Origin of the sequence: Phocoenobacter atlanticus subsp. cyclopteri (assembly GCF_018343795.1) — a bacterium.
In the GTDB taxonomy this organism is placed as follows: Bacteria; Pseudomonadota; Gammaproteobacteria; order Enterobacterales; family Pasteurellaceae; genus Phocoenobacter; species Phocoenobacter atlanticus.
The window spans coordinates 2,125,738-2,137,518 of record NZ_CP074346.1; the positions used below are offsets into that span (position 1 = coordinate 2,125,738).

At 34.5% G+C, this 11,781-nt stretch carries 10 protein-coding genes; 8 read left to right on the forward strand and 2 right to left on the reverse strand.

Annotated elements, in window-relative coordinates; genetic code table 11:
• Positions 1-12: 12 nt before the first annotated feature.
• The 8 genes from trmA (at position 13) to KGI96_RS10310 (ending at position 8,168) form a co-directional block, all read left to right on the forward strand.
• Positions 13-1,104: a tRNA (uridine(54)-C5)-methyltransferase TrmA gene (gene trmA / locus KGI96_RS10275; RefSeq protein ID WP_211597317.1), complete on the forward strand. Its 1,092-nt coding sequence runs from the start codon at positions 13-15 to the stop codon at positions 1,102-1,104.
• A 111-nt stretch (positions 1,105-1,215) separates the two neighbouring features.
• A complete protein-coding gene (locus KGI96_RS10280; protein ID WP_211597318.1) occupies positions 1,216-3,072 on the forward strand; it encodes an AMP-dependent synthetase/ligase in 1,857 nt (618 codons plus the stop codon).
• Entirely contained in the window at positions 3,072-3,815 is a 744-nt protein-coding gene (rlmB, locus tag KGI96_RS10285) for a 23S rRNA (guanosine(2251)-2'-O)-methyltransferase RlmB (RefSeq protein WP_211597319.1), read from the forward strand. The genes KGI96_RS10280 and rlmB overlap by 1 nt, the downstream gene beginning before the upstream one ends.
• Positions 3,816-4,039: 224 nt before the next feature.
• On the forward strand, positions 4,040-4,351 hold the full coding sequence (gene rplU, locus KGI96_RS10290) for a 50S ribosomal protein L21 (RefSeq protein WP_211597320.1): 312 nt from the start codon (positions 4,040-4,042) through the stop codon (positions 4,349-4,351).
• Between the two features lie 20 nt (positions 4,352-4,371).
• A complete protein-coding gene (gene rpmA / locus KGI96_RS10295) occupies positions 4,372-4,629 on the forward strand; it encodes a 50S ribosomal protein L27 (protein WP_090922052.1) in 258 nt (85 codons plus the stop codon).
• A gap of 72 nt (positions 4,630-4,701) precedes the next feature.
• Complete coding sequence (locus tag KGI96_RS10300) at positions 4,702-5,628, forward strand: DMT family transporter (protein ID WP_211597321.1); 927 nt, start codon at positions 4,702-4,704, stop codon at positions 5,626-5,628.
• 14 nt (positions 5,629-5,642) lie between these two features.
• Positions 5,643-6,809, forward strand: a complete 1,167-nt coding sequence (gene cgtA, locus KGI96_RS10305) for an Obg family GTPase CgtA (protein WP_211597322.1) — start codon at positions 5,643-5,645, stop codon at positions 6,807-6,809.
• A gap of 159 nt (positions 6,810-6,968) precedes the next feature.
• Positions 6,969-8,168, forward strand: coding sequence for an aminotransferase class V-fold PLP-dependent enzyme (locus tag KGI96_RS10310; RefSeq protein WP_211597323.1), 1,200 nt, complete (start codon positions 6,969-6,971; stop codon positions 8,166-8,168).
• A gap of 45 nt (positions 8,169-8,213) precedes the next feature.
• On the opposite strand, the gene KGI96_RS10315 is transcribed toward KGI96_RS10310, so the two are convergent.
• Positions 8,214-10,046 carry an LTA synthase family protein gene (locus KGI96_RS10315; protein WP_211597324.1) on the reverse strand — a complete coding sequence of 611 codons (1,833 nt, stop codon included), beginning with the start codon at positions 10,044-10,046 and terminating at the stop codon, positions 8,214-8,216.
• Positions 10,047-10,309: 263 nt separating this feature from the next.
• Complete coding sequence (gene fumC, locus KGI96_RS10320; RefSeq protein ID WP_211597325.1) at positions 10,310-11,704, reverse strand: class II fumarate hydratase; 1,395 nt, start codon at positions 11,702-11,704, stop codon at positions 10,310-10,312.
• Positions 11,705-11,781: the final 77 nt, after the last annotated feature.

Sequence of the window (11,781 nt, forward strand, 5' to 3'; positions counted from 1 at the left end):
TATAGAGAAATTATGACACTACAGATTGAACAATATCCTCAATTATTTGCAAAAAAAGTGGCAAATCTGACCGCTTTACTTGCTCCTTTTAATCCTCCTTGTATTGAGGCTTTTGAATCTGAAACTCACCATTTTCGTCTACGTGCAGAATTTCGCATTTGGCATAATGATGACGATCTTTATCACATAATGTTTGATCAACAGACCAAACAACGCTATCGAGTCGATCAATTTCCGATTGGTAGTCTGTTAATCAATCAAATGATGACCGCATTATTAGATGAAATTCGCACCAATGACATATTAAGACATCGTTTATTTCAAGTGGATTACCTTACATCATTAAGTGGACAAATTGTGGTGTCAATGTTGTATCATAAAAAACTTGACGAAAATTGGACAGTGCAAGCCAAATTACTTAAACAAAATTTAATTCAACAAGGTTTTGATGTTCAATTGGTGGGACGTGCCACAAAGCAAAAAATTGTGATTGATCGTGATTATGTCGAAGAAAAATTAACCATTGATAATAAAGAATATATTTATCGCCAAGTAGAAAATAGTTTTACTCAGCCTAATGCAAAAATAAATATAAAAATGTTAGAGTGGGCAAGAAGTTGTACCGCAAATAGCGAAGGGGATTTATTGGAACTTTATTGTGGAAATGGCAACTTCTCCATTGCACTTGCTAGCCAATTTAGAAAAGTATTAGCAACGGAAATTTCTAAATCTTCTGTGGCATCCGCACAATATAATATTGAACAAAATCAAATTGATAATTTACAAATTATCAGAATGTCAGCGGAAGAATTTACGCAAGCGTTGAATGGAGTGCGTAAATTTAACCGTTTAAAAGGAATTGAGTTATCTGATTATCAATGCAACACCATTTTTGTTGATCCTCCTCGAGCAGGATTAGATCAAGATACCTTAAATTTAGTACAAAACTATGAAAGAATTTTGTATATTTCGTGTAATCCGCATACTTTGTGTGAGAATTTAGAACAACTTAGCCAAACCCACCGTATTGAGAGATGTGCGTTATTTGATCAATTCCCTTATACAGACCATATTGAAAGTGGGGTTTGGTTGTTGAAGAAATAAGCGGTAAGATTTATTTTAGTTTTTGCAAAAACATTAAATTCACTCGCTTTTTTTACTAGAAAACGTTATATTGCTAACGTTTTTCCGTTTAATTTTAATTAAAATACCATTATGAATTTATTAGATCTCCATATCGTAAGCCGTGTTCGTAAGCAAGCCTTAGAACACCCTGAACGTAGTGCATTGCGTTTTAAACAAAATGAAACTTGGCAAGATATTTCTTGGGGTGAGTTTCAGCAAAAATTAGATCAACTCTCTTTAGCCTTACTAGGTCAAAATATTGACATTCAGGATAAAGTGGGCATTTTTGCACAAAATATGCCAAATTGGACAATTGTTGATATTGCCACCTTGCAATTACGTGCAATTACGGTACCTATTTATGCAACAAATACGCCTAAGCAAGCAGAATACATTATCAATAATGCAGACGTAGAAATCTTGTTTGTAGGCGATCAGCCTCAACTGGATGCGATTTTAAGCGTAGCTGAAAATTGTACGACATTAACAAAAATTGTGTTAATGAAAGAGGGATTACAATACCAAGCCAATGATTTAATTATAGAATGGAATGATTTTATTGCATTAGGTGAAAATGCCAATAAACAAGACTTTGAACAACGTATTGCAACTAAAAACTTAGACGACCTGTTTACCCTGATTTATACCTCTGGCACCACTGGTGAACCGAAAGGTGTAATGCTGACGCATTCAAATTTGGCTCATCAATTTCAAAGTCACGATCTTGCGTTACTTCCTATTGATCATAATGATGTTTCTTTGGCTTTCTTGCCATTCTCGCACGTTTATGAACGTGCTTGGTCGGCCTATATGCTACATAGAGGAGCCATCATTTGTTATTTAGAAGATACTAATGAAGTACGTTCTGCTTTAGCTGAAACACAGCCAACCTTAATGTGTGCGGTTCCTCGTTTATATGAAAAAATGTACTCAGCAATTTGGGATAAAGTAGATAAAGCACCAAAATACCGTAAAAAATTATTTAATTGGGCAATCAATATCGGAGAAAAAAGTTTACAACGTAAGTACCATTCTAAGTGGTTAAAAGTACGTTATAAATTAGCCGATAAACTGGTATTATCTAAACTCAGAGCGTTACTGGGTGGGCGAGTTCGTATGTTACCTTGTGGTGGTGCAAAATTAGAACCTTCCATTGCGGAATTTTTTCATTCTATTGGAATTAATATCATTACGGGTTATGGAATGACAGAAACGACCGCCACGATTTCTTGTTGGGAACAAAAAGGGTTTAAAAGTAACTCTATCGGTAAAGTAATGCCAAATGTAGAGATCAAAATTGGTGAGGAAAATGAAATTTTGGTACGAGGTGGTATTGTAATGAAAGGTTATTACAAGAAACCTGAAGAAACAGCAGCAAGTTTTACTGAAGATGGCTTCTTAAAAACAGGTGATGCAGGTGAAATTGATGAATACGGCAATTTATACATTACCGATCGCCTTAAAGAACTAATGAAAACTTCAAATGGTAAATATATTGCACCTCAATATATTGAAGGCAAAATTGGAAAAGATAAATTTATTGAGCAAATAGCCGTAGTTGCTGATGCTAAAAAATATGTATCCGCCTTAGTAGTACCAAGTTTTGAGGCATTAGAAGATTTAGCTGAACAGCTTAATATTAAATACCAAGATCGTTTAGAACTTATTAAAAACTCTGAAATTATTCAATTTTTTGAAACGCGTATTAATGAATTACAAAAAGAGTTAGCCCATTTTGAACAGGTCAAAAAATTCACCTTACTTTCAGAAGAATTTAGTGCCAAAATGGAGGAAATTACGCCAACCTTAAAATTACGTCGTAAAGTGATTTTAGAGCGTTATAAACATCATATTGAAGAAATGTATAACGAATATTTTTCTCCTAATAAAAAAGAAGAAGCTAAAAATAGCGAAGAAAACTTACCAAAAGAGGATGATAAAAAATAGTGAGCGAACATATTTATGGCATTCATTCTGTTGAATCCTTTTTAAAAAATACCCCTGAGCGTTTAATTGAAGTTTTTGTTTTAAAAGGGCGTGAAGATAAACGCCTACAACCATTATTGCAGCAATTAAATAATTACGGTATTTCGATTCAATGGTTAAATCGCAATACCTTAGACAAAAAAGCACAAGGCGAAGTACATCAAGGTATTATCGCTCGAGTCGTGCCAACAAAAGAACTTAATGAACAAGATTTAGCGAGCCTGTTAGAACAAAAAACACAACCTTTTTTATTGGTGCTTGATGGTATCACAGACCCTCATAATCTTGGTGCGTGTTTACGAACAGCTGATGCCGCTGGCGTTGATGCGGTGATTGTACCAAAAGACAAATCAGCACAGCTGACTTCTGTTGCTCGTAAAGTTGCTTGTGGGGCAGCAGAAACTGTTCCATTAATTCGAGTGACCAACTTAGCTCGTACACTCAGAGAGCTTAAAGAAAAGCATATTTGGGTCGTTGGCACAGCCGGTGAAGCCACTGAAAATCTTTATCAAGCCAAATTAACGGGTGCTGTTGCTTTAGTGATGGGTGCAGAAGGGGAAGGAATGCGTCGTTTAACTCGAGAACATTGCGATCAACTGATCAGCATTCCAATGGCGGGCTCAGTTTCTTCATTAAATGTGTCTGTTGCGACAGGGATTTGTCTTTTTGAAATTGTACGTCAAAATTTAACGTTAAAAAGTTAAACTTCTCAAAAGTAAGCGGTAACTTACAGACAAGAATTTGCAAAAAATTAAGAGTAAGTGACCGCTTAGCTATTATTTTTCATAAATTATCAAAATAATCTAAAAACGATCTTGCTCTTAACTCTTTTTTTGCGTAGAATTGGCGACCTATTTTAATGATTTAAAAATGTTAGTAGCAAGTTAATTAGAAACAGAATGCGAACGCATAATTTAGCGGAGTATATATGTACGCAGTTTTCCAAAGTGGCGGCAAACAACACCGAGTAAGCGAAGGTCAAGTAATTCGTTTAGAAAAACTTGAAGTTGCAACTGGTGAAACAGTTGAGTTTGACAAAGTGTTAATGGTCGCTAATGGTGAAGATATCCAAATTGGTGCACCAGTAGTTGCTGGTAGCAAAGTAGTAGCAGAAGTTGTTTCACACGGTCGTGGCGATAAAATTAAAATCGTTAAGTTCCGTCGTCGTAAACATAGCCGTAAACAACAAGGTCATCGTCAGTGGTTCACAGAAGTGAAAATCACTGGGATTACAGCATAATTTCAGAGGAGATCAAGTAGATGGCAACTAAAAAAGCAGGTGGTTCAACTCGTAACGGTCGTGATTCTGAATCTAAACGCCTTGGTGTTAAACGTTTCGGTGGTGAATCTGTATTAGCGGGAAGTATTATTGTTCGTCAACGTGGTACTAAATTCCACGCTGGAACAAACGTAGGTATGGGACGTGACCATACATTATTTGCAACAGCAGATGGTAAAGTTAAATTTGAAGTGAAAGGTGACAAAAATCGCAAATTTGTGAGCATTGACGCTGAGTAGTTTTCAAAGTAAAGAATAAATGACCCCGCACTTTATGCGGGTTTTTTTATAGGATTTAAGAAAAGAGAGTATATGAAACAAAGACCCGTAATTGGATTTTTATTGGCATTACTTGCTACCTCAATGTGGGGAGCTGTACCTATTGCGGTACAAAAAGTATTAGCTGTAATGACACCTACTACTATAGTTTGGTATCGTTTCTTAGTTGCAGGCTTAGGTTTATTTATTATATTGGGATTGACTAAAAAATTACCCAAATTAACAAGTTTATCTTTTAGACAATATAAGTGGATTTTATTTGGTATTATTGGGCTTTCCGCCAATTTTTTCTTATTTAGTTCAGCATTACAATATATTTCCCCAACAACCACACAAGTTTTAAGTCAATTATCTCCCTTTATAATGATGATTGTTAGTGTATTACTTTTCCGAGAAAGTTTTGGTTTACACCAAAAAATTGGTTCAATATTATTAATTATTGGATTAATTACTTTTTTTCATCAACAGTTTGAAGAAATATTACAACTTGGCGACTATGCATTAGGCATATTATTTGGTGTGGGTGCATCTTCTATCTGGGTATTATATGCAATCTCACAAAAATTATTGTTAGCACGATTTAGTTCGCAACAAATTTTGTTCATTATTTATATGGGGTGTGCAATTGTCTTCAGTGGTTTTGCCACACCTAACCAATTTAGTGAGTTAAGTGGATTTACATTAGGTTGTTTTATTTTTTGTTGCTTAAATACCTTAATTGGTTATGGTGCTTATGCGGAAGCACTTAATAATTGGGATGCATCAAAAGTCAGTGCAATTACGGTACTCATTCCAATTTTTACAATGTTTTTTTCAAATATAGGTTATTATTCTTTTCCTGACATATTTGCCAATCCTGAAATGAGTTTTTTAAGTTATATCGGTGCATTTATTGTAGTTTCAGGTACAATTATCTCAGTACTTGGACATAAGTTAATCAAAAAGAATAGAATAAAATAATTTTAGGAGTAAAAATGAAATTTATTGATGAAGCTCTAGTAAGAATAGAAGCTGGTGATGGTGGAAATGGTTGTGTCAGTTTCCGCCGTGAAAAATACATCCCAAAAGGTGGTCCTGATGGTGGAGATGGTGGTGATGGTGGTGATGTTTACTTGATTGCAGATGATAATTTAAATACATTAGTTGATTACCGCTTTACTAAACGCTTTGCTGCAGAACGTGGTGAGAATGGACGTAGCTCAAATTGTACGGGGGCAAGAGGTAAAGATATTACATTACGTGTACCTGTTGGAACTCGTGCAATAGATAATGATACTAAAGAAGTGATTGGAGACTTAACCAAACACGGAATGAAATTATTGATTGCCAAAGGTGGTTTTCACGGTTTAGGTAATGCACGTTTTAAATCTTCGGTTAATCGTGCTCCTCGTCAAAAAACTAATGGTACAGAGGGTGAAAAACGAGATTTAATGCTCGAATTGATGTTACTTGCAGATGTTGGAATGTTAGGTTTACCCAATGCAGGCAAATCAACCTTTATTCGTGCCATTTCAGCAGCCAAACCTAAAGTAGCCGATTATCCATTTACAACACTTGTTCCAAGTTTAGGTGTGGCTCGTGTTAGCGGTGATCGTAGTTTTGTGGTTGCAGATATTCCTGGATTGATCGAAGGTGCTGCAGAAGGGTCAGGCTTAGGTATTCGTTTCTTAAAGCACTTAGAACGTTGTCGTATATTACTTCATTTAGTAGATATTGTGCCAATTGATGAAACAAATCCTGCAGATAATATTACCATTATTGAATCAGAACTTTTTCAATATAGTGAAAAAGTTGCAGATAAACCTCAATGGTTAGTGTTTAATAAATGTGATGTTATTGGCGAAGAAGAAGCACAGCAAAGAGCGAAAGAGATTATTGAACAAATTGGTTGGAAAGGAGATTATTACATTATCTCTGCAGCAACAGGTCACAATGTATCTACATTAACCAACAGCATTATGGACTTTATTGAAGCTAATCCTCGAGAAGTTGAAGAAGAGGAAAAAGCCAAAGAGGAAGTGGAATTCAAATGGGAAGAATACCATAACCAAGCCATTCAAAATCCAATTACTGAAGATGATTGGGATGACGATTGGACAGAAGAAGATGATGAAGGTGTAGAAATTATTTACCAACCTTAATATAAAAAAATCCCTCTTATGGTCATCATTAAGAGGGATTTTGCAAATTTTAATGCATATCTAACCGCTTAGTTTTAAATATTTATCTAAAATTTTAATCAAGATGATAAGTTAAATAGTGTAAAATAATCGCTTTCTATTATTTAAAAGATAAGCTCAATGATCAATATTTTATTTCGTTCTCATTTTCCTTTTTTTGAAAATCAATCTGAATGGACATATTTAGATTCTGCGGCAACGACTTTAAAACCTGACGTTTTGGTGAATGCAACCCAGCAATTTTATATGTCAGCAGGTTCTGTACATCGCAGTCAATATGATCTGGAACAAAGCTCTGCTTATGAACAAGCAAGAGATTTAGTGGCACAGCGGTTTAATGTTGAGGATCGTAGAGCCGTAGTTTGGACAAGTGGTACCACTCATTCTATTAATTTGGTGGCGAATGGATTAGCGAATAGTATTCAGCAAGGTGATGAAATTATTGTATCAGTGGCAGAGCATCACGCTAATTTTGTCCCTTGGCAACAGTTAGCATTGCGAACTGGTGCAAAATTAATTGTGTTGTCGGTAGATAAATCTTATCAAATTAAAGAAAGAGAATTAAAGCAGGTATTATCCTCTCGAACTAAAATTGTTGCATTTAATTTGGTTTCTAATGTGACAGGTGTGCGTCAGAATGCCGAAAAGTTAATTCCAATTATTCGCCAATATTCTAATGCAAAAATTTTATTAGATATTGCTCAAGCAGTATCTTCTGAAAAAGTGGATGTACAAAGTTTAGATGCTGATTATTATGTCTTTTCCGCACATAAGATGTATGGTGCGACAGGGGTTGGCGTGTTAATGGGGAAATTGCAAAGTTTACTTGAAATCTCACCGCTTATGTTTGGGGGAAAAATGTTGCAAACTGTGGATGAAACCCATTTAACCCTTGCTGAGATGCCTTATTGTTTTGAGGCTGGCACACCTAATATTGCAGGGGTTATAGGTTTTGGTGCCGTATTGCAGTGGTTGGAGCAATGGGATTTTGAAGAACTAAATAATCACCTTTATTCTTTAGCCAAACAATTTCGTAAGCGGTTAGATTGTTATAAAAATTTGCAAATTTTAGCGGGTAAGCAGATTGCACCGATTATTAGTTTTAATATAAAAGGTGAGCATCACGCTGATATTGGAAGTATCTTAACGGAAAGTAAAATAGCTATTCGTAGTGGTGAACACTGTGCCAAACCGTATTTACATTATTTAAAAGAAAGTGGCACTGTGCGAGTGTCTCTTGCTCATTATAATTCTCAACAAGATATGGAGCAGTTTTTTAAAGCATTAGATTGTGTATTAGAGTTATTGCATAATAAATAAACCTCATTTAAGGAATTTTAAATGAGGTTTTAATATTTAAACACATTACCTAAATTTAGCAAAATCCTTTGTTTTTCCTTTAAACAATAATTCTTGTTGAAGATTGGTAAAGGATTTTATTTGGTTAGTAATTTCAGCTGTATTTGCTGGGCAAATAATATTATTTAGTTTGAAATCAGAGACATCAAAACACTTGGTTTGATTACCCACTGTTTCAATCGCTATATTATTTTTAACCACGCCTAACACCCCATTATGATAATAATCCGCAAAAAAATTATCATCCCTTAACAGTGACTTGCCACTAAATTCAGGTGCAATTTTATAATAATCACCCAAAACAAGATCCGTCAGTGTTGGAGCAATATCTCGTTGTGACATAAATTCATCAATATATTTAGGTTTAAGTTTTGGTGAATAAATAGCAAATGGAATTAAATAGTTATGAAAATTTGTATCTACAGGTATTCTTGTTGTATGGTCTGCCAGTATCACAAAAATAGTATTGGGATAAGCTTTCTCTACTTTTTGTATGAAATTATAAGTAGCTTCATCAGATAGTCGGAACGTATTTAGGCGTTCGTTTAGCACATCATCTTCAGTAAAACGTTTTTGTGGATAATTTTTTGGTACGACATCATCGTGTGTAGTGGTGCCATTTACACCAATTACAAAAGGTGTTTTCATTTCTGTAATTTTTTCAAAAACGAAATTATATAAATCAGGATCATGTACACCCCAATAGTTTTCTTGATAATTACGTTTTTTTATGTCGTGCTTACCGTAGGAATGTTCAAATCCTAAGTTTTGAGCTAAGTTTCCCGCAGCAGTATTGGAACTAGATCCTTGAAAAAAAGCACTCGAATAATGTCTTTCTCTAAGTAGGTTTATAACACTTGTATATTCAAAAGATTGTAGTGATGTTCTAGCGATACTCTTTCCTAGTGGATTCTGGAATGAAGTAAGTGTGGAAAAAATACCTTCAACGGTTCTATGTCCATTGGCTATCATTGCTTTAGGGCGAATAGATTTTTTTAAAATTTCGCTAAATCTAGGTGTGATATCATATTCTCCACCATAGTCTTTTAAGAATGCCCCTCCCCAACTTTCTAAGAAAAACATCACGATATTGGGTTGTGCTAAAGATGTTTTTAACGGCTGTTGATGGTTGTTAGTATAAAGTGATTTCACACTTTGTAATTTATTATTAACCTGATATTTAGGCGTGATTTTAATATCGCCTTCATTTCTAATATTTTGAAAAACTAAATTATATGCACCGTTTAAACTAAGCATCGCTAATTTAGTATTACCAATTTTATAAGCATGCCACGGATCTAAAGGAATATGTTGAAACATTCCTCGTATGAAAAATACACTTATTGTAATTAATAAAAATTTTGTTGGAATATATGATTTTGAAAATTTAATGGCATTTAAATTTTTATTTAATAATTTAAAGCACAATGCTCCCAAAACAATAATTGTAATTAAACCTATAATGAAAAGATCTAAATACTTTTGTAGTACAGTACCGAATAAACCTTTTGCTTCAATAATTGCATCTTTAATTTCATAAGAAATATGGCGACTTGCATCATTAAAATACATAATATCACTGATTAAAAAGCAAAATAACGATAAAATAAGGAAAAGTGATATGCTAAGTAATAATTTTTGATTAAAATCAAAAAAGAGAGTTAAAAGAGCGATGATTGCACTTATCGCAAAATCAAATTTATAACCATAAAATACAGCATATAATTTTTCAGTTATTTCTATATCTGCAAAATCATAAAAAGCAAAAATAAGTTTTGCAAAAATTGAGATAAATACACAGATAAAAAATACTGAAAAATAGTTTTTTAGTAATTTCACTTTTCTTTTTCCTTTTAGCTTTGTACATAAAATAATATCTTCATTTTACACTATTTCTGCTATGATCTTAATTAAAATGAGAGTTAAGAGTAATTATAAAAACGGGATTGATCTTAAGTTAGGTTTAATTTTTGCCCTATAGAAAAATATTTGAGTAATTGAACATTTATATCAATAAGACATTGATAGATGAAATCAACAAAAAAGTTGAGTGCTATTTTTTCTAGTATAGCGCTCAACTTTTAGTTAACGTAATTAAATGACTATTTCAAACTTCCAACCATATCTTCTGGGCGTACCCATTCATCAAATTGCTCAGAAGTCACTAAACCTAAGTTAATCGCTTCTTCTCTTAATGTTGTACCATTTTTGTGAGCAGTTTTCGCAATTTTAGCTGCATTTTCATAACCGATATGGGTATTTAACGCTGTCACTAACATTAACGAATTTTCTAATTGCATTTTGATACGTGCGTAATTTGGCTCGATACCGCTTGCACAATGCTCATCAAATGATAAACACGCATCCGCTAAAAGTTGTGCAGATTGTAAGAAATTAAACGCCATAACAGGTTTGAATACGTTTAACTGGAAGTGACCTTGTGAGCCAGCGAATGAAATGGTGGTGTCGTTACCTAATACTTGTGCCGCCACCATTGTTAATGCTTCACATTGCGTTGGGTTTACTTTACCCGGCATAATTGATGAACCTGGTTCATTTTCAGGAATTAAGATTTCACCAATTCCACTACGAGGACCTGAGGCTAATAAACGCACATCATTTGCGATTTTGAATAATGACATTGCAATTTGTTTTAATGCTCCGTGTGTTTCTACGATCGCATCGTGGGTTGCTAAGGCTTCAAATTTATTTTGTGCAGTAACAAATGGTAAACCCGTAAACTGTGCAATATATTCCGCCACTTTTACATCGTAGCCTTTTGGTGTATTTAACCCTGTACCTACCGCTGTTCCACCTAAGGCTAATTCACTTAAATGTGGTAAAGTATTTTCAAGGGCTTTGATACCGAATGAAAGCTGTGCTGCGTAAGCTGAGAACTCTTGACCTAAGGTTAATGGGGTTGCATCCATTAAGTGGGTACGACCGATTTTAACCACATCTTGGAATGCCGCTGATTTATCCGCAAACGTTTTTTGTAACTGTCTTAATGCTGGAAGGGTATGCTCAACCACTTTTTTGTATGCTGCAATGTGCATTGCAGTTGGGTAAGTATCGTTTGAAGATTGTGATTTATTCACATCATCATTTGGGTGGATCACACTTTTCTCGCCCAATTTACCGCCGTTTAAAACGTGCGCTCGGTTAGCCACCACTTCGTTCACATTCATATTTGATTGCGTACCAGAACCTGTTTGCCAAATCACAAGTGGAAACTCGCCTTCTAATTGATTTGCTAAGATTTCATCACAGGCTTTTGCGATTAAATCACGTTTTTCGGCTGGTAACACACCAAGATCACAGTTTGCAAATGCCGCTGCTTTTTTCAAATACCCAAAGGCTTCAATAATTTCTTTTGGCATTGACGCTTCTTCGCCAATTTTAAAGTTGTTGCGTGAACGCTCAGTTTGTGCAGCCCAATAACGACTCGCAGGGACTTTTACTTCACCCATAGTGTCGTGTTCAGTACGAAATTCCATAGAATACTCCTTCAATTTATAAAAAATGATAACCTTGGAATAGTATCACTGCCTAAAAAAGAAAGGAATAATATAAT